The organism is Pseudalkalibacillus hwajinpoensis, from assembly GCF_039851965.1.
Lineage (GTDB): Bacteria > Bacillota > Bacilli > Bacillales > Guptibacillaceae > Guptibacillus > Guptibacillus hwajinpoensis_E.
Genome location: NZ_CP156674.1, coordinates 1,892,257 through 1,916,575 on the forward strand (window position 1 = coordinate 1,892,257; position 24,319 = coordinate 1,916,575).

Consider the following 24,319-nt stretch of genomic DNA (forward strand, 5'->3'; position numbering starts at 1 on the left):
ACTTTAGTAATATTTACCCACCATTTTGTAATGTTAACCTTCAAATTGAAATATTTTTTTATATAGTGCCGCTTATTCTTCCATTTCATACGTATTAGTCTTCAAAATATATAACGCTTAAACGGAGATCAGTCAACATGGCTTACCCTCTTCTATAGATATAAAATGAATGGCCGACCCCATATTGGAAATGTATAATGATCTATTGTTAATCCAAATCGAAAAGATTACTGTTTGCAAAACGTAATCATTACGATATAATATGTAATACCATTTGATTAATAAGGAAAAGGAGAATATGATGAAAAGATATTTTAAAATCGCTTTGTTATTACCTATAGCTACTTTTCTACTAGCGGCTTGCGCTCCTGATCAGTCCGATTCCGATACAGAAGGGAAACTCGTTATTTATACAACCCTCTATCCCCTTGAATACTTCACCGAACGAATCGGCGGTGATGAAGTGAAGACGGAGTCCATCATTCCACCTGGCAGCGATGCGCATAGTTTTGAACCGACTACAAAAACGATGACAGAACTCGCAGAAGCAGATCTTTTCATCTATAACGGTGCTGGCATGGAAGGCTTCGCAGAGGCAGCCAAAGAAACATTACAAAATGAAGATGTAACGGTGATGGAGGCATCTGAAGGAATTCATTTCGAGGAATCAGAAGAAGAACACGAGGAGCACGAAGGTCATGCGGAAGAAAGTCATGAGGGTCACGAGCATGGCGACATCAACCCACACGTTTGGATTGATCCTCTCTTGGCCATTCAACAGGCTGAAAACATTAAATCTGAAATGATCGACTTAGCACCTGAGAAAAAAGAAACATTCGAAGCAAATTTTGCATCATTAAAAGAAGATCTTTATGCACTCGATCAGTCATTTAAAGAAATGGTCGAAGCTGCCCCGGAGAAGGAGTTTCTTATTTCTCATGATGCTTACAGTTATTGGGAGACACGATATGGACTTGAACAACTGAGTGTATCAGGTTTATCTCCTGCCCAGGAACCAACTCAGAAGCAGCTTGAGGATATCATTCAAACGGCTGAGGATCATGACCTCTCCTATATGATATTTGAACAGAACGCTACACCGAAGCCCGCTAAGGCAGTGCAACGAGAACTCGGATTTGAAACACTTCGTATTCATAATTTATCTGTTTTAACAGAAGAAGATGTGGCGAACAATGAGACGTATTTAACGCTCATGGAAAAGAACATCGAAACAATGAAAAAAGCACTAAGCGAATAACCAAATTAGCAAAAAGCCCACTCTGGCGAGCGGGCTTTTTATTATTGATAAATATGAACGAACGGCTCTTCTTCATTTGGATCTTTTACGATCAAACTTTCTGGTTGACCGTTGCTCGTAATGTAGATAGAGACAGGTAAGTTCTGCGGGAATGTGTCGTTTCGTTTTTTAACGAGACCATTTACGAACTGGGTAAATGAAATGACTTCCGCTTTACTGTAAAACTGGATCGGAATTTCAACTTTCAACTGGCTAAGTTCATCCTTTTTATAGAATCCTGTTCCAATGACACCTACAAAGTTAGGGAAGAAGTCCTGTATTTCACGGGTGAAGTCATCAAACTTCTCAGCTTCTGCAGGGAATTCCTCCTCTGCAGCCGATGAAGGGAACGCCACGTATTTTTCATTTAAATCTTTCCATGAACCTGGACTCGACTTCCCTTCTTCTACAAATGCACTTGCAACGTAGTTACCAGGAACGACCGATTGTCTCGGTTTTTCCATGAATAGAGTGAACATAATTGGTACGTCATGCTCCGCACGTATTTTTTTAATAATAGGCGCAATGGATTCCTTTGCTTTTTCAATCACTTCTTGTTTATCAAGATCCACCGATCCTGTGTACTTCAGGCCAGCTTCATCAAGAACGGAGTACGAGTACTCACTATAAAGCGAGAGGGCAATCGATACACCGCCAAGCTGCAGTTCATCATCTTTGTTTTGAATGTAGTAGTCCTGTTCGTGAATATAGGAAAGGAATTTCGGATTCTTCTTCTCAGCTTCAATTATTTTCTCATACTGAGCTGGATCTTCCTTTACTCCAAGAGACGGATTGAGTCCTTCTTTGTTCTTGTCACTACTACGGTATAACCAGCTGTGAATCTGATTAGAATCAAACAGCTGTCCTTCTTTAAAGAAGTATTTCTCAGGGTCAAAGTGTTCTTGAGATAGGCGAATCAATCCTGTTTCCAGACTATCCACATCAAGTCGATTATCGACTCCAGCCGTTACTAATCCTCTGACCTTTGAAGCGTCCAGCGAGTTCTTCTCTCCATCTTTTTCAAGGACAGAACGATAGTAGGTTTCTGATGTTTTGATATCTTCACTAACGATCATTTCTTCACTTTTTTCGCCTTCTGAGTCAGGCGTCTTCACTGTGTCTTCCTGCTCGTCCTTCATGAAACTGGGAACACAGCCTGATAAGACAAGCGATAGGGCCATGATGCTAACGATGAACTGTTGCTTCTTTCGCATTACTTTTCTCTCCTCATTCGTTTAACTCTTCAAGGAACCTGTTCTCACTCCAAACATCTATGCCAAGACTCTCAGCTTTCTCAAGCTTAGAACCAGCATCTTCCCCAGCAATAACAAGATCGGTGCTATTACTTACGCTACCTGTCACTTTTGCACCTTGCTCCTCAAGCTTCTTCTTCGCATCTCCACGGCTCAAGTACTCGAGTTTACCTGTTAAGACGACCGTTTTCCCCGCAAAGACAGAGTCAATCTCTTCAACAGAGACTGGTTTTGGCCCTTTATAAACTGTGTTAACGCCAGCCGCTTTTAGCTCTTCGATTAGTTCATGGACTTCCTCGTTTTGAAAATAGCGCACAACCGAGTCAGCCATTTTCTGTCCGACTTCATTAATTGCCTCAAGATCTTCAATATTAGCCTCTATCAGGCTATCGATTGAGCCGAATTGTTGGGCAAGCGTCCTCGCTGCTTTAGCACCTACATGACGAATGCCAAGACCAAATAACAATTTTTCGAGCGAATTTTCTTTAGAAACGCGAATGGCTTCAAGAAGGTTCGAAACGGACTTTTCTCCCATCCGTTCAAGCTCAATTAGTTGCTCATGCGTTAGCTGATAAATGTCAGCAACATCGTGGATTAACTCTTCACGGAACAGCTGGGTAATGACGCGTTCCCCGAGTCCATCAATGTTCATCGCATTACGTGATACAAAATGAATCAAACCTTCGCGAAGCTGTGCAGGACACTTCGGATTAATGCATCTGAGTGCAACCTCTTCCTCAAGACGAACGAGGTCACTCCCACATTCAGGACAGTGCTCGGGCATTGAAAAAGCTTCTTCCTCCCCGGTGCGGTGTTCCTCAATAACAGAAACAACCTCCGGAATAATATCTCCCGCTTTCTTAACAACAACATAGTCTCCGATTTTGATGTCTTTCTCTCGGATCAAATCTTCATTATGAAGGGAAGCACGCTGAACGGTTGTTCCAGCCACTAGAACAGGCTCAAGGAGAGCTGTTGGCGTCACAACGCCCGTCCTACCAACATTAAGTTCAATGCTAAGAAGCTTAGTCACTACTTCCTCGGCCGGAAATTTATAAGCAATTGCCCAGCGAGGACTTTTAGCAGTAAACCCTAGCTCTTCCTGCTGCCGAAGCGCATCAACTTTTACGACGATTCCATCAATTTCATAGGACAGATCAGGGCGTCTCTCAGACCACCCTCCTATATACTCAATCACATCTTCAATAGTGTTACAGCGTTTCCACTCGGGATTTGTTTTGAACCCAAGTTCCTTAAGAAAATCAAGTCCATCGGAATGCGAGTCGATTTCTTTTCCATCAACCGTTCCAACGCCGTACACAAAAATGGAAAGGTTCCGACTTGCAGCAATTTTGGGATTCAGTTGACGAAGAGAACCGGCCGCTGCATTTCGAGGATTTGCAAATAGATCCTGGTCATTTTCCTCTCGATCTTTATTCAATTTCATGAAGGAAGGTTTTGGCATATATGCCTCCCCTCGAACTTCCATACTCACATTTTCACTGAGTCGAAGAGGGATCGCAGGGATCGTCTTCAAATTCTGTGTGATGTCTTCACCAACCGTTCCATCACCTCGTGTAGCTCCGCGAACAAGAATGCCATCTTCATAAATAAGAGAAACTGCAAGACCATCAATTTTTAATTCACATACATATGAAAAGTTTTCGCCAATTCTGTCACGTACACGACGGTCGAAGTCTTTCAACTCGTCTTCCCCGAATGCATTACCGAGACTTAGCATCGGAACCCTATGCTCCACTTTCTGAAAGCCTTGAAGTGGAGCGCCCCCAACACGCTGTGTCGGAGAGTCATTAGTTTGAAGCTCAGGATTTTCTTCTTCAAGAGAAAGAAGTTCATTCATCATTCGATCGTATTCTGCATCTGGAACGCTTGGTTGATCGAGTACATGATACTCATAATTATAGTGATTTAAGAGCTGACGAAGCTCTTCGATGCGTTTAGCATTTTGTTCCATCGTCAAACCTCACCTTCTAATGGCTATTGCTTTTCAATCGGGGCAAACTTCGCCAGGAGACGCTTAATCCCTACTGGGTTAGGGAAGGCAATATCAAGCTCTGTTGAGTCGCCTTCACCTTTAACGCTAACAACCGTTCCAACTCCCCATTTGCGATGACTAGCTTTGTCACCCACCTTCCAGTCAAGCGAGTCACCTCCAGTTGACGTTAGCTGAGGTCTTCGTGGATGCTTCGGCGTAGCCGATCTTGAAGAACGCGGGCTTGAGAACGGAGATGCAGGCTTTTCCTGCCCTTCTTTTTCTAGCAATTCTTCCGGAATTTCTCCGATAAAACGGGATACCGGGTTTGTATTAGTCTTACCATAAAGCGTACGAAGACGAGCGTTTGTTAAGAAAAGCTCTTCCTCAGCCCTCGTGATTCCTACATAGGCAAGACGGCGCTCCTCTTCCATTTCCTCTTCTTCAAAGAGTGAGCGACTATGAGGGAAAACCCCTTCTTCCATACCGATTAAGAAGACTACAGGGAACTCTAATCCTTTTGCAGAGTGAAGCGTCATAAGGGTAACAGCTTCCTTCTGTTCGTTTTCATCTTCATCTAGCTTATCTATATCTGCTACAAGAGCAAGGTCAGTTAGAAACGCAATAAGGCTTTTATCTTCACTTGCCTTTTCAAATTCTTGAGTAACAGATAAGAATTCATCAATGTTCTCTAATCGTGTTTGAGCTTCAATCGTATTCTCGTTTCTTAAAGAATCGCGGTAACCTGACTTATCAATCACTTCCTCAACAAGTTCAGACACAGCCAGATACTCCTGCATCTGTGTCCAATTCGCCATTTGATTGCCGAACGTTCGAAGCGATTTTGTAAATCGTGCCCCAAGTCCAATTTGCTCCACCTCTTGAAGTGCTGTGAAAATTGAAATATCCTGGTTGGCAGCATACTGAGCAACTTTATCCATTGTAGACGCCCCAACACCCCGTTTTGGTACATTCACAATTCGTAATAGACTGATATCATCATCTGGATTTGCAATCAAACGAAGATAAGCAAGCACATCTTTAATTTCTTTTCGATCATAGAACTTTGTTCCGCCGACAATGTTGTACGTAATATTGGATTTATTTAAAATTTCCTCGACGACCCGGGACTGAGCATTTGTGCGGTAAAGAATCGCAATCTGAGAATTTGTGCGCTTCCCGCTATTCACCATATCAAGAATCTTCCCAGTTACAAAACGACTTTCATCATGCTCATCATTACCCTGGAAGTACGTAATATGAGGGCCATCTTGATTATCTGTCCAGAGCTTTTTCGGTTTACGATTCATATTGTTTTCAATCACAATATTTGCAGCTTGGAGAATTTTCTTAGTGGACCGGTAATTCTGTTCAAGAAAAATAGCTCGCGCGCTTGGATAGTCTTTCTCGAATGAAAGGATATTCTGAATATCAGCACCACGCCAGCGATAAATGGACTGATCAGAGTCACCAACAACACAGAGATTCTGATATTTTTCAGCCATTAATTTAACAAGTACATATTGGGCTTTGTTCGTATCCTGATACTCATCAACATGAATATACTGGAATTTACGCTGATAGAACTCAAGTACTTCAGGCACTTTCTTGAAAAGCGTTATTGTACGCATGATCAAGTCATCGAAATCAAGGGCCTGATTTTTTCGCAGCTGTTTCTGATACTGCTCGTACACATCTGAAACAACGCTCTCATAAGGTCCTTTTGCGTTAGCTTTATAATCCTCAGGCGTCTCGAGTTCATTCTTCGCAGAGCTAATGCTACCGAGAATGCCTCTAGGCTCGAATTTCTTCGGATCCACGTTCTGTTCTTTCAATATTTTCTTAATAACCGTTAGCTGATCGCCTGAATCAAGAATGGTAAAATTACGATTAATTCCGATACGATCTCCATCTCTTCTTAGAATTCGCACACACATCGAGTGGAACGTGGAAATCCAGATGTCCTCTGCAACAGGACCAGTAATGGAGTTCACTCGCTCTCTCATCTCTCGTGCGGCCTTATTCGTAAATGTGATCGCAAGAATGTTCCAAGGGGAAACTTGCTTCTCAACAAGTAAGTAAGCAATCCGATGCGTTAGTACCCTTGTTTTCCCACTTCCAGCACCGGCCATAATTAAGAGCGGTCCGTCCGTATGCTTGACCGCTTCCTGCTGTTCAGGGTTCAACCCGTTTAATAATTTATCAACTATTCGCTGCATGTTTTCGCACTCCTTACAAACATATGTTCTTATCTCTTATTTTATCTCATCGACTGGAGAGAATCAATTTCCTTTAACGGCAGCAACTGTTTTAATCGCCTGCTTTACATTATCGTATATACTATTCCCTACAATAACAGTATCAGCATAAGCTGCCATTTCTTTCGCTTTCTCAGGAGAATCAATACCTCCACCATAGAATAGCTGTGTATCATCAAGCACATTGCTGACTCTTCGAACAAGATCCGCATCACCGTACGTACCGCTATACTCCACATAAAAAATTGGCAGCTTGAACATCTTCTCTGCCATTCGTGCGTAAGCAAGCACATCGTCCTCATCAATTGTTGTATTCGCAGAAGTCAGCCTGGCTACCTTCGAGTCACTATTCAGGATACAATACCCTTCCATGATAATTTCATCCCAATTCATAATTTCACCGAATTCTTTTACCGCTTCATGATGCAAGCCCGTTACCCAGCGACTGTCTTCGGTATTCAATACTGTCGGAATAAAGTAGAAATCAAACCCAGGCGTCACAGCTTCAACCGTTGACACCTCAAGAGCACATGGTACAGCGTAACGGCGAATTCTTGCAAGCAAATCCAACGTACGATCAAGCGTCACACCATCACTGCCCCCAACAATCACCGCATCCGTCCCAGACTCACAAATCGCCTCAAGATCATAATCCTCAATTTCCTTATTCGGATCAAGCTTGAATACATGCTTCCACTCTCGAAAATCAAACATCCTAACCCTTCCTCCCACTTTTCCTCATACGTTGGATTATATCAAAAAACACACGAAAAGCGGAAGTGGGCGTTTAGACTCGACAGGCACTGGAGCCTTTCAAATTGAACACGTCTTTTGTGTTCGAGTTGAAAGGTGAAGTGACCGAGAGTCTGCCCACTGCAGCTAGATCACGAAAAGCGGAAGTGGGCGTTTAGACCCGACAGGCACTGAAGCCATCCAAATTGAACCTACTCTTCGTGCACTTCATATAAGAAACCACTTCATATATCTTCTTCCCCAGCAAAAACAAAAATGAGCCGACTTTTCGGCTCATTCTCTCTACTCTTTATTATGGACGCGATCAAGTGTCATTTGATAGCCATCGTTTCCGTAATTCAGGCTTCGTTTCACACGCGAGATCGTCGCTGTGCTTGCGCCTGTTTCCGTTTCGATTTTGTGATAAGTAAATCCTTCTCGAAGCATACGGGCTACTTCTAATCGTTGCGCAAGTGATTGAATCTCATTCACCGTCGCTAGATCATCAAAAAATAAATAGCACTCTTCAAGATCTTTTAATGAAAGAATTGATTCAAATAGTTGATCAAGCGTCTTCCCTCGAAGTTTATCAATTTGCATTGGTACCACACTCTCCTTACTCGATTATGTATCGTTCTATTCATTACACTCGTTACAAGCTTTGTGATTGGCGTCATTTTCCCACGTTTTTTTCATTTTAACAGTCTAACGGAATAAAATCATATGCTTTACTTCGTTAAGTGATTACTCTGTTATAGTTTAACGCATTATTGAAGGAAAAAGCACCATTTTTCTCTTTACATCATAAATTCCTTGCTGTGTCAACCGGATAAATGGTAAATGTGTCGATGAAAAGAACAACAGGCTATAAACCGGATCCCCGAACGCATAGCCTCTTTTCTCAAGTTCAACGATCATTCTCTGCTCTTCTTTCATAATTTGCTCCATTGGAAGCGCAGACATTTTACCCATTAACGGAAGAAGAATTTCAGCAATCACTTCTTCATCTTCAACAAGAACGATTCCTCCACCAATCTGTCGAACCCGGTTAAACGCGGCGATCATATCGACTTTCTTTTTACCGATAACGATAAAATCACCTGTGTTTGAAAAGCTGCTGGCAAAGCCATTCACCTTATTTGCAAAGCCTTTAATAATGGTATTCACACGCCATTCGCCTTCTTGACTTAATAGCATAATGAAGCTTTCATCAGAACCCGCTGGCAACTCTTCCACTGAAGTTTCAACAGATAAGTTGTAGGGCTTTGTAATGACTGCGTTGATCATTTCAATTCCAGCTGGTCCCGAGAAGGTTAAGTCATTTTCCTTTAGCTCCCACTCTTCCGCAACAGGAGAGAGACCATGTTCTTCCCAATCAAATGACCAATCCTGCTCGACTTCTATGCCATTACGCTTCAGCCATTTCCCGCGTGCAAGCACAGACAAAGGGAGAGGTTTATCACTTGATTCAAGAATGTTGATATGTGCAAGCCTTCCAGGTGCAATCATACCATGTGTGTCGCTAATACCGTAATGATTTGCGACATTATATGACACCATAGAATAAGCATCCTCAGCAGGCACTCCTTTTTCAAGGGCAATGGAAATGAGGTGATCTGTCATTCCCTGTTCGAGGAAGGAAGGCGTAGAACCATCCGTATTCATCATTACCCTATCAAAAGACGTTACTCCCTTTTTCAAAAGCGACTCGAGAATCACAGGTAAATCCGGCCTAATCGATGAATATCGAAGTGACGTCATCATTCCCATCTCAAGTCGACGAAGTGCTTCCTCACCTGTCATAGCTTCATGATCACATGATACTCCAAACAGACCCATCTTTGTTAATGTTTTCAGAGATGCTCCAGGAAGATGACCTTCAATCGGCTTCCCTAATCTTCTTGTTTCTTGCATCCAATCAAGAATTTCATCATTTCCATCAAGGACTTCAGGCCAGGCAGTTAGTTCCCCACCCTGTATAACAAGCGGATGAGCTAGCCATTCCCGCATATGTTTGTTTGTAATCGCCTCTTCTTCAAGAAGCTGTGTTTGGGAATCATAACGCGCCCACCAGTACATTGAAACAGGAAATCGATCCAGCTCTTCAATTATTGTAAGCGCTTTCTTTTGTGTCAAACCGAGTAGGAAAAGAAGGTTATCATTCATCAATGTAGTTGTTCCCCGTTCAGATGCATAGCGTGCCAATGTCAGGGGATTATATAGTTGAAACGGATGGGCATGCGGCTCTATATAACCTGGTACAAGGCACTGGCCTTTACAGTCAATCCATTCCGTATCTGGATGTTTCTCAGGAAGCTCGTCACCAACATAGACGATTCGATCTTCGTATACCCATATATTCGATGTAACCCATTTTTTCAATCCATTGTTTAAGTAAGTTGCGTTATAGAAAACGATTGATGGAGGCAACTCGAGAGACACAACTTGAACTTGTTTTCGCAATTGTTGCTTGGTCCATAAGTTTTTTCGTTTTGGCATGTCCATCCCTCGATTCAAGAAGTTTTCTCTATTTTAACATAATTTTGAAATATTTATACTTTTGATTTTCAAATGATGAAAGGAGCTTTTTTAAATGAAGCCAAATATTAGTATGATGAACGCTTTTATTCGACTGACTGCTGGATTTACTCTTTTATCCTGGGCAACAGCGAAGCTTTGTAAAGATGACAATACGTCAGCATTATGGCTCGCAACCGCAGGTGCCATGAAGGTTGCTGAAGGGCACACCCGCTATTGTCCGATTGTAGATTTGATGACAAAAGATGGAAACGATGATCCTGATGAAACTGCGCTTGAGAAAGTGATTAATCCTTCATAGAAAATCCTTTCTATCAAAAAAACTTCCCTGGGTTCAGGGAAGTTTGTTCTAGTTTGCCCCACCATAAGGGATAGTAAGTTTGACATCAAAGGGGATGAAGCCATGGAAGTTTCACCTTATAAAAAAGGAGGGTTGGATATGCTTGAATATATATCAGACACATGGCTAATCTATACGCTAATTATTGGAAGTATTGTAGCGATTGCCTTCGCATATATCAGAAAGAAACGCGTGAAATAGCTCTGTGGCCTATATCTGTCCGATAAAAACCATCTTTCACTTTTATGTGCTCAAGTTCTGTATAAACGCTACGACTCGCCTCTTTCAAATCCTGACCAGAAGCTGCGATGAGTAGAACACGTCCTCCATCTGTCACAAACGATTCATCAATTAGTTTCGTTCCCGCATGAAAAACGAGTGCTTCAGGGCTTACTGCATCTAACCCTGTAATCGCTTTTCCTTTTTCATAGCTGCCAGGGTACCCACCAGATGCGACCACGACACCTACGATGGCTTCTTTACTCCATGTTAACTCTGGCTCTTTACCATCCAGAAGATCAAGTACAGCCGCAACAAAGTCAGATGTCATCCTTGGCAGGACAACCTGTGTTTCTGGATCCCCAAACCTGGCATTGAATTCAATTACTTTTGGACCTTGTTCGGTTAACATCAAGCCAGCGTAAAGAACACCAGTAAATGACCGTCCGTCTTTTGCCATTCCCATTGCCGCTCTGCGAAGTATAGACTCTACGGATCTGTCAACAATTTCCTGTGAAATCTGGGGAACCGGGGAGTAAGCACCCATCCCCCCCGTGTTTGGTCCTTTATCCTCGTTAAAAGCGCGTTTATGATCCTGAGAAATAACGAGTGGGTAGACACGCTCGCCATCAACAAGAGCCATGAGCGAAAATTCCTCTCCTTCTAAAAACTCCTCAACGACAACACGCTCGCTTGCAGCACCAAATTGATTGTTTTCCATCATTTCATGAAGACTGCCGAGTGCCTCATCAAGCGTCATCGCAACGACTACACCTTTACCAGCCGCAAGACCATCAGCTTTCAAGACAATCGGGGCACCCATTTCCTCTACGTATGCTTTTGCTTCATGATAATCAGTGAATGATTTCGAGAAAGCAGCGGGAATTCCGTTTGCGACCATTAATTCTTTCGCGAAGGTTTTACTACCTTCAATTAATGCTGCTTCTTGCGTCGGTCCGAAGACTTTGAGACCCGCTTTCTCAAATCGATTTACGATTCCATCAAGAAGAGGCTGTTCAGGACCAACAAGTGTTAATCCGATGTCTTCCCGTATTGCGAAGGCAACAAGTCCCTCATGGTCGCTCTCTTCAATCGGCACAAGCTGGCTAACATCTGTCATTCCGGCATTTCCAGGAGCGACAAAGACTTGATCTACGAGGCTGCTCTGTGCCGCTTTCCATGCCATCACATGCTCGCGGCCGCCACTGCCTATCACCAATACCTTCACTCGAAAAACCTCCTCTTAATGTTTAAAATGACGAACGCCAGTAAAGACCATTGTGATTCCGTATTCATTGGCTTTCTTAATGGAATCTTCATCGCGAATCGACCCACCAGGCTGAATGATGGCCGTCACGCCTGCGCGTCCAGCTGCTTCAACGGTGTCATCCATTGGGAAGAAAGCATCAGAACCCATTACAGAGCCTTTACTCTTCTCGCCCGCTTGCTCTATTGCAATATTCGCTGCACCAACACGGTTCATTTGTCCCGCACCGATCCCGATCGTCTGATCGTTCTTGGTGAGAACAATTGCATTGGATTTCACATGTTTCACGACTTTCCAGGCAAGCTTAAGCGCTTCCCACTCTTCGTCCGTTGGTTCACGATCAGTAGGTACTGAGATATCCGCTTCGTTAAATCCATAACGATCACGCTCTTGAAGTAAAAGTCCGCCGTTTACCGAAGTCAGCTGATGCTCAACCGCAGCTGATACTGATACGTTCAATTTTAATAAACGAAGGTTCTTTTTCTTGGATAGGACCGCAAGTGCTTCTTCTGTAAAAGCAGGGGCCATAATGATCTCAAGGAAAATTTCTTTTAATTTCAGCGCGGTTTCTTCGTCAACCTCACGATTGATGACAACGATTCCGCCGAAAATAGACGTTGAATCTGCTTCGTACGCTTTTTGATAAGCTTCAAAAACTGTTTCACCAGTTCCTACACCACACGGGTTCATGTGCTTTACAGCAACTACAGCTGGCTGTTCAAATTCCTTTACGATATTAAGCGCCGCATTAGCGTCATTAATATTATTGTAAGAGAGCTCTTTGCCGTTTAATTGTTCCGCCGAAGCAAGTGACGCTCCATTGTAAAGCGGCTTACGATAGAATACAGCTTTTTGATGTGGATTTTCACCATATCGCAGTGTTTGTTTCCGTTCAAATGTAACTGTAAGTGACTCCGGTTCTTCTTCTCCAGATTGAGCAGTTAAATATTCAGAGATAACCGCATCATATGAAGCCGTATGGCGGAATACTTTTGCCGCAAGTTCACGACGAAGAATTTGCGTCGTATCTCCGTTTTCTTCAACCTGACGAAGTACACGATTGTAGTCGGAAGGATCAACAACAACCGTTACATCACGATGGTTTTTCGCAGCAGAGCGAAGCATTGTCGGTCCACCGATATCGATGTTCTCAATGGCATCTTCATAAGTGACATCAGGCTTTGCGATCGTTTCCTGGAACGGATAAAGATTTACGACAACAAGGTCGATCGGCTTGATGTTCAATTCATCCAGCTGTTTCTGATGATCCTCATTATCTCGGACCGCAAGAAGACCGCTGTGAACATTGGGATGAAGTGTTTTTACACGACCATCAAGAATTTCAGGAAATCCTGTCACATCCGAAATCCCGACTACATTCACTCCTGCTTCTTCAAGGGCACGCTTTGTTCCCCCAGTGGAGATCACCTCTACCCCTTTGTCAGCAAGTCCTTTTGCAAATGCTGTAATATCAGTTTTATCAGAAACGCTGATTAGCGCACGTTTAATAGCCATAATGCTTCCTCCTACTACCTTTTGATTTTTTCTTGGAGAAGGGAACGAATGACGGCTGGATACAAGAGATGCTCAACAGCCTGAATTTTTCGCCCTAGATCCTCTTTCGTGTCACCCTCATAAATCCGAACGCTATCCTGATCGATGATTTGTCCGGTATCCATTCCCTCATCCACGAAATGAACGGTCACTCCAGTTATTTTCACACCCGCTTCAAACGCCTGTCCGATCGCGTCTTTACCGGGAAAAGCAGGAAGAAGTGACGGATGGATATTGACGATTCTTCCCTCGAATCCTTGAAGAAGAGTTGGACCAATTAATCTCATGTAGCCGGCAAGAAAAATCCACTCAATACCCGCCTCATTCAACTGCTGAAGAAGAAATGTTTCAAAGTCTGCTTTGGACTCATATGATTTTGGGTTAAAAGAAAGGACAGGTATGCCATAACGCTCTGCCCTCTTTTCTACTTTTGCCCCGGGACGATCACAGACAACAAGCGCAACTTCCGCTTCAAGTTGTCCATTTTCAATAGCTGCGGCAATCGCTTCAAAGTTCGAGCCGCTTCCAGATGCGAATACGGCTATCTTCCTCACGATAAGTCACCGCCACCGAACTCAATTCCGTTTCCCTTGACTACACGACCAATCATATAAGCACGTTCGCCATCTTTTTCAAGTTGTTTGATCACATCCACAGCCACATCTCCTGCAACAGCTAACACCATCCCAATCCCCATGTTAAAGGTTGTAAACATTTCCTTACGAGCTAGGTTTCCTTTTTCTTCAATGAGATCAAAGATGGCTGGGATTGGCCATGAGCCATAATCAATCTGAGCTGCAAGTCCTTCAGGAAGCATGCGGGGGATATTTTCTTCAAAACCACCGCCTGTAATATGGGCAATGCCATGAACAGATTGCTTTTTCAGTACGTTCAGCACAGGTTTCACATAAATACGTGTCGGTGCAAGCAACGCTTCACCGAGCGTCGTACCAAGCGCTTCATTGGTAGTTTCCAGATCCATCTTATGATCCTTTAGCAATACTTTTCGCACAAGGGAAAAGCCATTGCTGTGTATACCGTTTGAAGCAAGGCCAACAAGAACGTCGCCTTCCTTTACATTCTCTGTTGTAATGAGCTTTGACTTCTCAACAGCACCAACTGTAAATCCGGCAAGGTCATAATCATTCTCTTTATACATGTCAGGCATTTCAGCCGTCTCACCGCCGATAAGCGCACACCCTGCTTGCGCACAGCCTTCTGATACACCTTTAACAATCTCTTCAATTCGCTCCGGATTCAGTTTACCTGTTGCAATGTAGTCAAGAAAATAAAGGGGCTCTGCTCCCTGGGCAACAACGTCATTCACACACATTGCTACGCAATCGACCCCGATTGAATTATGTTGATCCATTTGGATCGCAAGCATCAGCTTCGTGCCAACCCCGTCTGTTCCTGATACGAGCACTGGCTTCTCATAATCCAATTCTGACAAATCGAACATCCCACCAAAACCACCAAGTCCGCCCATCACACCCGGACGCATGGTTCTTTTCACATGCGGCTTGATGCGATCGACCGCTTCATAACCTGCTTCTATATTAACGCCTGCCTGCCTGTATGCTTGTGCCATAAATGCCTCCTTCAGTTAGACTTTTTCGTAAGGATGAACGGTATCGGGATAAATTTCAGTCGGATAATTCCCTGTAAAACAGCCCAGACACTGGCCACATGATGAATCGTTGTCTTCTCTTCCGATCGCTGTAGTCATACCATCTGTGGAGAGAAATATGAGCGAATCTGCACCGATTTCTTCACACATTTCATCTACGCCCATCTTTGCTGCTATCAATTCACCAGAATTCGATGTATCGATACCGTAATAGCACGGACTAATGATCGGTGGAGAACTGATGCGAACGTGAACCTCTTTAGCCCCTGCTTCCCGAAGCATTGTTACAATTCGTCTGCTTGTTGTTCCTCGTACAATCGAGTCATCTACAATGACAACTCGTTTCCCTTCAACAACACCACGAACAGGAGAAAGCTTCATTTTCACACCACGTTCCCTGAGCTCCTGTGAAGGCTGTATAAACGTTCTGCCAACATAACGATTCTTAATCAGACCCATTTCATAAGGAATACCTGATTCTTCCGCGTATCCGATCGCTGCTGAAATACTTGAATCAGGTACACCCGTGACGATATCCGCCTCGATTGGGGCTTCTTTCGCAAGCTGCTTTCCGAGCTGTTTACGTGCGGTATGAACGTTTATATTCTCGATGTTGCTATCAGGTCTAGAGAAATAGATATACTCCATTGAGCAAATCGCTCGAGAAACGGATGAAGAGAAGCGTTCTGATTCAAGACCGTTCTCGCTAATGATGAGAAGCTCTCCAGGTTGAACATCACGAATGTACTCAGCGCCAATCAAATCAAATGCACACGTTTCAGATGCAACAACATAGGCGCCTTCAAGAAGACCGAGTGACAAAGGTCTTAAACCATGTGGATCAAGAGCTACCATCATCTCATTCTCTGTCATCATGATAAAAGCATACGCGCCTTTAACCATTGTAAGGGCGTTCTTCACCTTTTCACGCTGACTCAAATAACCGCTTCGTTTGATGAGGTGAGCAAGCACTTCTGTGTCAGAAGTCGTTTGAAAAATGCTACCCTGTCCTTCGAGCTGATGCTTTAGAGCATTAGCGTTGACAAGGTTACCGTTATGCGCAAGCGCAAGGCCCCCGGTCTGTGACCGGAAAACGAGCGGTTGGACATTTTCATATCCACCGCCACCAGCCGTCGAGTACCTCACGTGACCAATCGCGCCATTGCCTTCAAGTGTACCAAGATCTCCTGGTCCAAATACGTCATTTACAAGCCCAAGCCCCTTATGATTGTAGAGACGTTCACCATCAGTCGAGACAATGCCTGCCCCCTCCTGACCACGATGCTGCAAGCTGTGAAGTCCGTAATACGTAAGTGAAGCGGCATCAGGGTGACCCCAGATACCGAATACACCGCATTCTTCGTTTAAGCCTTTGATTTCACCAAACATGGAATGGCTCCTTTCCAGGCTGCTTCAAGCTCTTGAACCGGAGCATCGAAGATATGTTCTCCATCTTCATGCATAAGCGTTAAAACGCCTGTACCAGACACTTCACCGATAAGTTTTGCTCCAGTTCGCTGCTCAAATGCCTGCTGATGTTCCCCTTTGATGGATACAAGAAAACGAGATTGAGTTTCACTAAAGAGATCGGTCGTAACATCGCCATCAATCCGTACATTCGCACCAAATTCTGTCCCAATTAACGATTCAGCAAGCGCGACGCTAAGTCCGCCTTCTGCAAGGTCATGTGCTGATTCTACAAGACCTTCCTGAATCGCTCTTAACAGTTGATTTTGACGCTCTTTTTCCACTTCGAGATTGAGTGAAGGCGCCTGACCTGAAATCTTTCCATCCAGATATTTCTGAAGCTCACTGCCACCGAAATCTTCTCCCGTGACTCCAAGCATGTAGATCAAATTCCCTTCTTCTTTGAACGCTTGCGTTGTCACATGATCAAGGTCATGAACAAGTCCAACCATACCGACAACCGGCGTTGGATACACTGCGACGCCGTTCGTTTCATTATAGAGTGAAACATTTCCACCGATAACAGGAGCGTTTAGCATGCGACATGCTTCACTCATCCCATCCGTTGCTTTCTCAATCTGCCAGAAGATTTCTGGTTTCTCGGGATTTCCAAAGTTCAAGCAATCTGTAATTGCAAGTGGCTCGCCGCCGGAACAAACAATATTACGTGCCGCTTCTGCCACTGCAATTTGACCTCCGACCTCAGGGTCAAGGTATAAATAGCGTGAGTTACAGTCGGTCGTCATGGCAAGCGCCTTTCTTGTACCGCGGACGCGAACAACCGCTGCGTCTGATCCCGGGGCCACAACCGTATTCGTACGAACCATATAATCATACTGATCAAAGACCCATTCTTTGCTTGAAATCGTTGGCTGACCTAGTAGTGTATAAAGCATTTCCTTCGCATCTTCCACTTCTGGAATTGGCTTATGAAGCTGTTGATTCTCGATGTAATACTCCGGAATGCGAGATGGCTTATGGTAAACTGGTGCTTCCTCGGCAAGTGCATCGACCGGTACATCTGCAACCACTTCACCTTTATGAAGAAGACGGAACCTCTTCTCTTCTGTCACTACGCCAACTTCTTTCGCTAAAAGTCCCCAGCGATCCGAAATGGCTTTAATCTCTGCTTCATGGCCTTTTTTCACTACAACAAGCATCCGTTCCTGCGATTCAGACAGCATCATTTCATAAGGCGTCATGCCCTTTTCACGTTGTGGTACTTCATCAAGGTTCATCTCAAGTCCCATGCCTGCTTTACTGGCCATTTCTGATGCAGAAGAAGTTAGTCCTGCAGCTCCCATGTCCTGAATACCGACAAGCGCATCACAATGAACAAGTTCAAGACACGCTTCAAGTAGAAGCTTTTCCATAAATGGATCGCCAACCTGAACAGCAGGACGCTTTTCGTCAGAAGCATCTGTCAATTCTTCAGAAGCGAAAGTTGCGCCGTGAATACCGTCACGTCCTGTGCTAGCTCCTACGTACATCACCGTATTGCCAGCTCCTGATGCAATTCCCTTCTGAATGTCTTTATGGTCAATTAACCCGACACACATTGCATTCACGAGCGGATTGCCATCATAAGATGCGTCAAACTGAACTTCTCCTCCTACTGTTGGGATCCCAATACAGTTACCGTAGCCTGCAATACCAGCCACTACTTCTTCGAAAAGGTATTTCACCTTCGGGTTAGAAAGCTCCCCAAAACGAAGCGAGTTTAGAAGAGCAATCGGACGTGCACCCATTGAAAACACGTCACGGATAATGCCGCCAACTCCTGTTGCGGCACCCTGATAAGGCTCAATAGCAGAAGGGTGGTTATGGCTTTCAATCTTAAACACAACTGCCTGCTCATCACCAATATCAACGATTCCCGCTCCTTCACCAGGTCCCTGAAGAACACGCTCACCTGAAATCGGGAACTTTTTCAATACAGGCTTTGAATTCTTGTAGCTACAGTGTTCCGACCACATTACCGAGAAAAGGCCTGTTTCCGTATAATTTGGTGTACGGCCAAGAATCTCTTCCACCATACTGAACTCGTCATCTGTTAAGCCCATTTGACTGTAGAGCTTCTGGTCTTTGATCATCTCAGGTGTTGGTTCATGCATGTGTGACATGGGATTCCCTCCAGTTGCGTAATATCGATTTAAATAGGTTTAATCCATCCGCACTTCCTAATAGTTCATCTACCGCTCGTTCAGGGTGTGGCATCATGCCAAGAACATTTCCTTCTGCGTTTAAAATCCCAGCAATATCTTCAACCGATCCATTCGGATTATCCGCATAGGTAAACGCGATGCGCTTTTCTTCTTTAAGCTGTGCCAGCGTTTCATCATCACAATAGTAGTTGCCTTCACCATGAGCAATCGGGATCGTGATCTCGTCCCCTTTTTCATAGGATGACGTAAACATTGTTTCATTGTTCTGAACTCGTAACGTAACAGGACGGCACATAAACTTCAGGTTTTTGTTGCGTTTCATAGCACCTGGCAGGAGACCTGCTTCTAATAGAATCTGAAATCCGTTACAAACGCCTAGCACTGGCTTCCCGGCTTCAGCCGCTTTTATCACTTCCGGCATAATTGGTGCGAAACGTGCAATTGCACCACCGCGAAGATAATCACCATAAGAAAATCCACCTGGCAGAAGAATCGCATCATAGTTTGCTAGATTCTGCTCATCGTACCGGACATAAACCGCTTCTTCTCCAAGCTCATCTTTGATGGCATGATACATATCCACATCGCAGTTAGAACCCGGGAACACAATCACCGCAAATTTCACTGTGCGACTCCCTCCTCGATTTCATAGGTGTAATCTTCAATAACTGTATTCGCAAGAAGCTTCTCGCAAATCTCTTTAATGCGCTGATCAAGGTTTTCCGTATCCTTCACTGTTAGTTCCAAGTATTTTCCAATTCGTACATCTTCAACTTCATTGTAAGAAAGGCTGTGGAGCGAATTCTTAACTGCACTTCCCTGTGGATCTAGGACACTTTCTTTTAACGTTACATAGACTTTTACTTTGTACATGATTCGGATCCCCCTAAACGAGCTAGAATTTGTTCGTACGCTTCTGTCAGATTACCAATATCTCTGCGAAACACATCTTTATCTAGTTTTTCATTCGTTTTGCTATCCCATAGCCTGCACGTATCAGGCGATATTTCATCTGCCAGCATTAAGTTCCCTTCAGGTGTTATACCGAACTCGAGTTTAAAATCGACTAGCTTCACATCACGTTCAAGGAAATACCCACGTAAAAGCGTATTAATCTTCAATGCGCGTTCTTTCAATTCTTGAACCGTTTCTTCTGTTGCAAGCTCAAGTTCTAGCACGTGATCTAGCGTTAGAAGAGGATCACCAAGGTCATCATTCTTGTAATAGAATTCTACGATCGGCTGTTTTAGTAGCTTTCCTTCTTCAACACCGGTTCGTTTGGAAAAGCTCCCAGCGGCAATGTTACGCACAACCACTTCAAGCGGAACAATCGATACACGTTTCACTAGTTGCTCTGTAGAAGATAATTTTTCAATAAAATGACTTTCGATGCCAGCACTCTTCAAGTAATCAAAGAGCAGACTTGTTATTTCATTGTTCAGGCGGCCTTTGCCTGTGATCGTGGCTTTCTTCTCACCGTTGTAAGCTGTAGCTGAGTCTTTATACTCGACCCAGACAACCTCAGCTTCATCTGTTGCATAAATTCTCTTCGCTTTTCCTTCGTACAACAACGCTTCTTTTTCCATGGTGATCCCTCCGATGCTTTAATTAAAGTCCGAGACGTTCAAATATCATATCCACCGGCTTCAGGTGGTAGTTGTAATCAAAGCAATCATCGATTTCAGATGCATTCAGCTGATCTGTAATCTTCGGATCTGCCTCGACAAGCTCTCTAAACTGAATGCCGCGCTCCCATGCGTCCATCGCTTTTGGTTGAACAAGGTCATACGCTTCTTCGCGTGCCATGCCTTTATCGATAAGAGATAGAAGAACACGCTGGCTGTAAATCAGTCCGTACGTTCTCGACATATTGCGTTTCATGTTTTCAGGGAAAACGGTGAGCTTCGAAACGATTCCCGCAAAGCGATTCAGCATATAGTTCAAGGCAATCGTCGCATCTGGCAGAATCACACGCTCAGCTGACGAGTGAGAGATATCGCGCTCGTGCCAGAGGGCCACATTCTCGTATGCTGTTGTCATGTAACCGCGAATGACGCGTGCCATACCAGTCATGTTTTCTGAACCGATCGGATTACGCTTATGTGGCATCGCAGAGGATCCTTTTTGACCTTTCGCAAAGAATTCTTCTACTTCACGTGTTTCACTCTTCTGAAGACCACGGATTTCAACCGCAAATTTCTCAATCGATGTAGCCACAAGAGCTAGTGAGGACATGTAGTGGGCATGGCGGTCACGCTGTAGCGTCTGTGTTGAGATGGGCGCTGCTTGAATGCCAAGCTTTTCACATACATACTGTTCAATAAATGGATCAATGTTTGCATACGTTCCAACTGCTCCTGAAAGCTTACCGAAACGAACGTTATCTGAAGCAGTTTTGAAGCGCTCAAGGTTTCGCTTCATTTCTTCATACCAGAGCGCCATTTTCAGACCGAATGTTGTCGGCTCAGCATGGACACCGTGGGTCCTTCCCATCATGACGGTATATTTATGTTCCTGTGCTTTTGCTTTTAGTACCTCAATAAACTTCTCAATATCCTTAATCAAAAGATCGTTAGCCTGCTTTAGCTGGTAAGACAAAGCAGTATCGACCACATCTGTTGACGTTAAACCGTAATGGACCCATTTCCGCTCTTCTCCAAGCGTTTCTGAAACTGCTCTTGTAAAAGCAACAACATCATGGCGTGTTTCCTCTTCAATCGCGTGGATACGTTCCACATTAAATCCAGCATTTTCACGGATTTTCTGTACATCTTCTTTTGGAATAATGCCTAGTTCTGTCCATGCTTCACATGCGAGAATTTCTACCTCAAGCCATGCATTGTAGCGGTTTTCCTCTGTCCAAATAGCTCCCATCTCAGGGCGTGTATAACGTTCAATCATTGTAAGTCCTCCTGGTCTAATGTCTTTACTGCCATAACTTTAATTGGTTCATTCGCTCGATAGCTTCTTCAATAGAAGGTGCAAGAAAGTTAATGTGACCCATTTTCCGATTCTGCTTCGCTTCGTCTTTTCCATATAAATGAAGCTTTGCGCTGCCAATTGCAGAGATGTTCTCCATTAGCGGATTCACATGCTGGCCGAGCAAATTTCCCATTACCACGGGTTTTAACAGCTCCGTTCTTCCTAGCGGCAATCCGCAAATCGCGCGAATATGCTGCTCAAACTGCGATGTTTCACAGGCCTCCATCGTATAATGACCCGAGTTGTGAGGTCTTGGTGCAACCTCATTTACGTAAATCTCACTATCGTCAAGAAATAGTTCAACGCCAAGCGTTCCAACAAGCTGCAAATGGTTCGCAAGCTGTTTTCCAATTTCACTCGCTTTGTTTTTCACTGCATCACCAACTCGTGCTGGCACAATCGTTTGATGAAGAATATTATTTACATGAATGTTCTCACCAACAGGGAATGTCGTTGTTTCTCCCGTCACGCTTCGTGTCACAATGACGGATAATTCCTTTTGAAACGGGACCCAGCTTTCAAGGATGCACGGGACCTCAGGAAATTCAAGCGTGTTAGCGTCTTCCGAACTTTTTAACACCCACTGACCTTTTCCATCATAACCACCTGTACGTGTTTTCAATACAGAAGGAAATCCGATTGTCTTGAGTGCTTCCTGAAGATCTTCTTCTGAATTAACCGCTTCAAAAGGGGCTACCTTTAAACCAGAATGCTGAATGCTAGTTTTCTCTACAAAACGATCCTGCGTAATCCTCAGCAGCTCGCCCCCTTGAGGCATATACGCATTTTCTTCTAGCCATCTAGCTGTTTCGTGCGTTATATTTTCAAATTCGTAAGTAATTACATCACTTATGCTCGCAAGCTTTTCTGCTCCATCAAGATCATCGTAACCACTCACAACCTCTTGATCAGCTACCTGACCACACGGTGAATCACTTTTTGGCTCTAGCACCGCAATATGATAGCCCATCTCCCTCGCCTTCAGCGCCATCATTCTACCAAGCTGGCCACCACCCAGAATTCCGATCGTGCTTCCCGGTAAAATAGTCTTACTCATAACGTATCACTACTTTCGATAACTGCTTCTTTCATTTTGCTACGATAACTTGCAAGCTCTCCTTCGATCACTTCATCATTCGTGCTAAGAATCTGTGCAGCGAGAAGCCCTGCGTTCTTCGCTCCCGCTTTCCCAATTGCCACTGTCGCGACTGGCACTCCTCCTGGCATTTGAACAATCGAAAGCAATGAGTCGAGACCGTTCAATGTGCGAGATTGCACTGGCACTCCAATCACTGGAAGAGTCGTTTTCGAAGCAACCATCCCCGGTAAATGTGCTGCGCCACCAGCTCCGGCAATAATTACTTTAAGACCGCGTTCTCTTGCTGTTTCTGCATATTCAAACATTAATTCAGGTGTTCTGTGTGCTGATACAACCTTCTTTTCAAATGGTACATTGAGCTCTTCTAGTATTTCACAGGTGTGCTTCATCGTCTCCCAATCTGATGTGCTTCCCATAATTACGCCGATTTTGGCTGTCATGCTATTCCTCCCTCAGTGAAGGTGCTAATTCGTCTAAATAGTCAAAATATAATAGAAAAGCCCGAGGTAGAATTCTCCTATTTACTTAGAAGAAGCTTCTACCTCGGGCGAAAACACATCCATCCTGTTCTGCACATACGCAAAACACGACTTTCCCCCTCATAGTCCGACGATTAATGGTCGTCAGGTAGAAACTTATGGGCCTTATTCCCAAGATTATATGAGGTATCCTTTTTGCTCTTCTTTCATAGTAACAAGAGCCACGTTCAACTGTCAACGAAAAATCGAACGATGTGTTTTATATTTAGTGTAATGTTCGTGTTTTACTTTAACTTTCCTTCAAATACAATTTTCTGTCCACAAAGCTGCGGTTGTTTAGAACCTTTGCCTTCTCTGAAGACAGGTTCTTCACGACGTCTTACGGGCATGTACCCCTCGTCATCCATTCGTTTTAAGCAGTCAGAAAGGGATTCGTTCTCATGAACCTCAAATTTCTTTTTCTTTGGCTTTTTTTCCATACATTACCTCCGAATTTTTCTAACCCAGAATCCACCCTGGAAGGTACGGGGCTCATATGAGATAACGAAGGCTTTCGGATCAAGTTCCTCGATGGCCTGATAGAGCTTTCGTTCAGATTTACGTGACGTTAGCACCTGCATGACGAGGCGCTCGCCCTGACGACCGTGTGCTAAATAGTGGGTAACACCATAGCCAATGTCTCTTAATTTATTAGGAATATCATCTTCAAGCTTCGTTGTAATAGCATTTACTGTAATATATCCGAGTGCCAGGTATTCTTCAATTTTCATTCCTACTATTATACCCACACCAAAACCTAGGGCATAAGCAATTACGTTCTGAATTTGCCCAAGATTATCGAGGACAAGACCAAGTCCAATAACATATATCGCAATTTCGATTGTTCCTGCAAATGCTGCAAGGTACCGCTGCCCTTTAAGCGTTAGTATCGTACGCATCGTGAGAAACGATACATAAACGATATTAATTGCAAAAATGGTAGCAACCATGCCAAGACTACTATCAAGCATGTCCATCCTCCTTCTTCCTTATCGTTCAAACATGGA

General features: G+C 43.9%; 23 protein-coding genes and 1 riboswitch. Of the genes, 3 read left to right on the forward strand and 20 right to left on the reverse strand.

The genetic code is table 11. The annotated features are described in order from the left end of the window. Positions 1-298 precede the first annotated feature (298 nt). On the forward strand, positions 299-1,258 hold the full coding sequence (locus ABFG93_RS09830) for a metal ABC transporter solute-binding protein, Zn/Mn family (RefSeq protein WP_347552595.1): 960 nt from the start codon (positions 299-301) through the stop codon (positions 1,256-1,258). Between the two features lie 41 nt (positions 1,259-1,299). On the opposite strand, the gene ABFG93_RS09835 is transcribed toward ABFG93_RS09830, so the two are convergent. The 6 genes from ABFG93_RS09835 to ABFG93_RS09860 form a co-directional block, all read right to left on the reverse strand. After that, positions 1,300-2,511 carry a CamS family sex pheromone protein gene (locus ABFG93_RS09835; protein ID WP_347552596.1) on the reverse strand — a complete coding sequence of 404 codons (1,212 nt, stop codon included), beginning with the start codon at positions 2,509-2,511 and terminating at the stop codon, positions 1,300-1,302. A gap of 13 nt (positions 2,512-2,524) precedes the next feature. Next, positions 2,525-4,525, reverse strand: a complete 2,001-nt coding sequence (gene ligA, locus ABFG93_RS09840; RefSeq protein ID WP_347552597.1) for an NAD-dependent DNA ligase LigA — start codon at positions 4,523-4,525, stop codon at positions 2,525-2,527. 23 nt (positions 4,526-4,548) lie between these two features. Continuing rightward, complete coding sequence (pcrA, locus tag ABFG93_RS09845; protein ID WP_347552598.1) at positions 4,549-6,762, reverse strand: DNA helicase PcrA; 2,214 nt, start codon at positions 6,760-6,762, stop codon at positions 4,549-4,551. A 63-nt stretch (positions 6,763-6,825) separates the two neighbouring features. Further along, on the reverse strand, positions 6,826-7,515 hold the full coding sequence (locus ABFG93_RS09850) for a heptaprenylglyceryl phosphate synthase (RefSeq protein WP_347552599.1): 690 nt from the start codon (positions 7,513-7,515) through the stop codon (positions 6,826-6,828). A gap of 321 nt (positions 7,516-7,836) precedes the next feature. Then, positions 7,837-8,133: a YerC/YecD family TrpR-related protein gene (locus tag ABFG93_RS09855; RefSeq protein ID WP_347552600.1), complete on the reverse strand. Its 297-nt coding sequence runs from the start codon at positions 8,131-8,133 to the stop codon at positions 7,837-7,839. A gap of 159 nt (positions 8,134-8,292) precedes the next feature. Continuing rightward, on the reverse strand, positions 8,293-10,032 hold the full coding sequence (locus tag ABFG93_RS09860) for an adenine deaminase C-terminal domain-containing protein (protein ID WP_347552601.1): 1,740 nt from the start codon (positions 10,030-10,032) through the stop codon (positions 8,293-8,295). A 94-nt stretch (positions 10,033-10,126) separates the two neighbouring features. Between ABFG93_RS09860 and ABFG93_RS09865 the strand changes: the two genes are divergently transcribed. Both ABFG93_RS09865 and ABFG93_RS09870 read left to right on the forward strand, forming a co-directional pair. After that, a complete protein-coding gene (locus ABFG93_RS09865; protein ID WP_347552602.1) occupies positions 10,127-10,372 on the forward strand; it encodes a YgaP family membrane protein in 246 nt (81 codons plus the stop codon). A 138-nt stretch (positions 10,373-10,510) separates the two neighbouring features. Beyond that, positions 10,511-10,612, forward strand: a complete 102-nt coding sequence (locus ABFG93_RS09870) for an EYxxD motif small membrane protein (RefSeq protein WP_347552603.1) — start codon at positions 10,511-10,513, stop codon at positions 10,610-10,612. On the opposite strand, the gene purD is transcribed toward ABFG93_RS09870, so the two are convergent. From purD to ABFG93_RS09940, 14 genes are all read right to left on the reverse strand, one after another. Continuing rightward, a complete protein-coding gene (gene purD / locus ABFG93_RS09875; protein WP_347552604.1) occupies positions 10,590-11,858 on the reverse strand; it encodes a phosphoribosylamine--glycine ligase in 1,269 nt (422 codons plus the stop codon). The two genes, ABFG93_RS09870 and purD, sit on opposite strands and share 23 nt — an antisense overlap. A gap of 15 nt (positions 11,859-11,873) precedes the next feature. Continuing rightward, positions 11,874-13,412 carry a bifunctional phosphoribosylaminoimidazolecarboxamide formyltransferase/IMP cyclohydrolase gene (gene purH, locus ABFG93_RS09880; RefSeq protein ID WP_347552605.1) on the reverse strand — a complete coding sequence of 513 codons (1,539 nt, stop codon included), beginning with the start codon at positions 13,410-13,412 and terminating at the stop codon, positions 11,874-11,876. 14 nt (positions 13,413-13,426) lie between these two features. Continuing rightward, positions 13,427-14,005, reverse strand: a complete 579-nt coding sequence (purN, locus tag ABFG93_RS09885; protein ID WP_347552606.1) for a phosphoribosylglycinamide formyltransferase — start codon at positions 14,003-14,005, stop codon at positions 13,427-13,429. Further along, on the reverse strand, positions 14,002-15,042 hold the full coding sequence (purM, locus tag ABFG93_RS09890; protein ID WP_347552607.1) for a phosphoribosylformylglycinamidine cyclo-ligase: 1,041 nt from the start codon (positions 15,040-15,042) through the stop codon (positions 14,002-14,004). The genes purN and purM overlap by 4 nt, the downstream gene beginning before the upstream one ends. Before the next feature lie 15 nt (positions 15,043-15,057). Further along, positions 15,058-16,470, reverse strand: coding sequence for an amidophosphoribosyltransferase (purF, locus tag ABFG93_RS09895; protein WP_347552608.1), 1,413 nt, complete (start codon positions 16,468-16,470; stop codon positions 15,058-15,060). Continuing rightward, positions 16,446-18,671 (reverse strand): phosphoribosylformylglycinamidine synthase subunit PurL, encoded by a 2,226-nt coding sequence (gene purL, locus ABFG93_RS09900; RefSeq protein WP_347552609.1) that lies wholly within the window; start codon positions 18,669-18,671, stop codon positions 16,446-16,448. Before purL ends, purF begins: the two co-directional genes overlap by 25 nt. Beyond that, positions 18,655-19,338: a phosphoribosylformylglycinamidine synthase subunit PurQ gene (gene purQ, locus ABFG93_RS09905; protein ID WP_347552610.1), complete on the reverse strand. Its 684-nt coding sequence runs from the start codon at positions 19,336-19,338 to the stop codon at positions 18,655-18,657. Before purQ ends, purL begins: the two co-directional genes overlap by 17 nt. Beyond that, positions 19,335-19,586 (reverse strand): phosphoribosylformylglycinamidine synthase subunit PurS, encoded by a 252-nt coding sequence (gene purS / locus ABFG93_RS09910; protein WP_347552611.1) that lies wholly within the window; start codon positions 19,584-19,586, stop codon positions 19,335-19,337. The genes purQ and purS overlap by 4 nt, the downstream gene beginning before the upstream one ends. Beyond that, a complete protein-coding gene (purC, locus tag ABFG93_RS09915; RefSeq protein ID WP_347552612.1) occupies positions 19,574-20,299 on the reverse strand; it encodes a phosphoribosylaminoimidazolesuccinocarboxamide synthase in 726 nt (241 codons plus the stop codon). Before purC ends, purS begins: the two co-directional genes overlap by 13 nt. A gap of 22 nt (positions 20,300-20,321) precedes the next feature. Then, positions 20,322-21,614, reverse strand: coding sequence for an adenylosuccinate lyase (gene purB / locus ABFG93_RS09920; RefSeq protein WP_347552613.1), 1,293 nt, complete (start codon positions 21,612-21,614; stop codon positions 20,322-20,324). Positions 21,615-21,639: 25 nt separating this feature from the next. Continuing rightward, the gene (gene purK / locus ABFG93_RS09925) at positions 21,640-22,752 is read right to left on the reverse strand and encodes a 5-(carboxyamino)imidazole ribonucleotide synthase (RefSeq protein WP_347552614.1); all 1,113 of its coding nucleotides are present in this window, start codon (positions 22,750-22,752) and stop codon (positions 21,640-21,642) included. Next, positions 22,749-23,234, reverse strand: coding sequence for a 5-(carboxyamino)imidazole ribonucleotide mutase (gene purE, locus ABFG93_RS09930; protein ID WP_347552615.1), 486 nt, complete (start codon positions 23,232-23,234; stop codon positions 22,749-22,751). The genes purK and purE overlap by 4 nt, the downstream gene beginning before the upstream one ends. Positions 23,235-23,376: 142 nt before the next feature. Next, a riboswitch (purine riboswitch) is annotated at positions 23,377-23,478 on the reverse strand. Between the two features lie 79 nt (positions 23,479-23,557). Then, on the reverse strand, positions 23,558-23,752 hold the full coding sequence (locus tag ABFG93_RS09935; RefSeq protein WP_347552616.1) for an NETI motif-containing protein: 195 nt from the start codon (positions 23,750-23,752) through the stop codon (positions 23,558-23,560). A gap of 3 nt (positions 23,753-23,755) precedes the next feature. After that, the gene (locus tag ABFG93_RS09940) at positions 23,756-24,283 is read right to left on the reverse strand and encodes a DUF2179 domain-containing protein (RefSeq protein ID WP_347552617.1); all 528 of its coding nucleotides are present in this window, start codon (positions 24,281-24,283) and stop codon (positions 23,756-23,758) included. Positions 24,284-24,319 lie beyond the last annotated feature (36 nt).

What these genes read in the sequence shown, in the direction of transcription:
- pcrA (WP_347552598.1), bottom strand. Translation starts at nt 6,762, where the DNA reads ATGCAGCGAATAGTTGATAAATTATTAAACGGGTTGAACCCTGAACAG.
- ABFG93_RS09870 (WP_347552603.1), top strand. Translation starts at nt 10,511, where the DNA reads ATGCTTGAATATATATCAGACACATGGCTAATCTATACGCTAATTATT.
- purF (WP_347552608.1), bottom strand. Translation starts at nt 16,470, where the DNA reads ATGTTTGGTGAAATCAAAGGCTTAAACGAAGAATGCGGTGTATTCGGT.
- ligA (WP_347552597.1), bottom strand. Translation starts at nt 4,525, where the DNA reads ATGGAACAAAATGCTAAACGCATCGAAGAGCTTCGTCAGCTCTTAAAT.
- ABFG93_RS09835 (WP_347552596.1), bottom strand. Translation starts at nt 2,511, where the DNA reads ATGCGAAAGAAGCAACAGTTCATCGTTAGCATCATGGCCCTATCGCTT.
- ABFG93_RS09940 (WP_347552617.1), bottom strand. Translation starts at nt 24,283, where the DNA reads ATGCTTGATAGTAGTCTTGGCATGGTTGCTACCATTTTTGCAATTAAT.
- purS (WP_347552611.1), bottom strand. Translation starts at nt 19,586, where the DNA reads ATGTACAAAGTAAAAGTCTATGTAACGTTAAAAGAAAGTGTCCTAGAT.
- purL (WP_347552609.1), bottom strand. Translation starts at nt 18,671, where the DNA reads ATGTCACACATGCATGAACCAACACCTGAGATGATCAAAGACCAGAAG.
- ABFG93_RS09855 (WP_347552600.1), bottom strand. Translation starts at nt 8,133, where the DNA reads ATGCAAATTGATAAACTTCGAGGGAAGACGCTTGATCAACTATTTGAA.
- ABFG93_RS09830 (WP_347552595.1), top strand. Translation starts at nt 299, where the DNA reads ATGATGAAAAGATATTTTAAAATCGCTTTGTTATTACCTATAGCTACT.
- purH (WP_347552605.1), bottom strand. Translation starts at nt 13,412, where the DNA reads ATGGCTATTAAACGTGCGCTAATCAGCGTTTCTGATAAAACTGATATT.
- purC (WP_347552612.1), bottom strand. Translation starts at nt 20,299, where the DNA reads ATGGAAAAAGAAGCGTTGTTGTACGAAGGAAAAGCGAAGAGAATTTAT.
- ABFG93_RS09865 (WP_347552602.1), top strand. Translation starts at nt 10,127, where the DNA reads ATGAAGCCAAATATTAGTATGATGAACGCTTTTATTCGACTGACTGCT.
- purE (WP_347552615.1), bottom strand. Translation starts at nt 23,234, where the DNA reads ATGACAGCCAAAATCGGCGTAATTATGGGAAGCACATCAGATTGGGAG.
- purK (WP_347552614.1), bottom strand. Translation starts at nt 22,752, where the DNA reads ATGAGTAAGACTATTTTACCGGGAAGCACGATCGGAATTCTGGGTGGT.
- ABFG93_RS09860 (WP_347552601.1), bottom strand. Translation starts at nt 10,032, where the DNA reads ATGCCAAAACGAAAAAACTTATGGACCAAGCAACAATTGCGAAAACAA.
- ABFG93_RS09935 (WP_347552616.1), bottom strand. Translation starts at nt 23,752, where the DNA reads ATGGAAAAAAAGCCAAAGAAAAAGAAATTTGAGGTTCATGAGAACGAA.
- purB (WP_347552613.1), bottom strand. Translation starts at nt 21,614, where the DNA reads ATGATTGAACGTTATACACGCCCTGAGATGGGAGCTATTTGGACAGAG.
- ABFG93_RS09850 (WP_347552599.1), bottom strand. Translation starts at nt 7,515, where the DNA reads ATGTTTGATTTTCGAGAGTGGAAGCATGTATTCAAGCTTGATCCGAAT.
- purM (WP_347552607.1), bottom strand. Translation starts at nt 15,042, where the DNA reads ATGGCACAAGCATACAGGCAGGCAGGCGTTAATATAGAAGCAGGTTAT.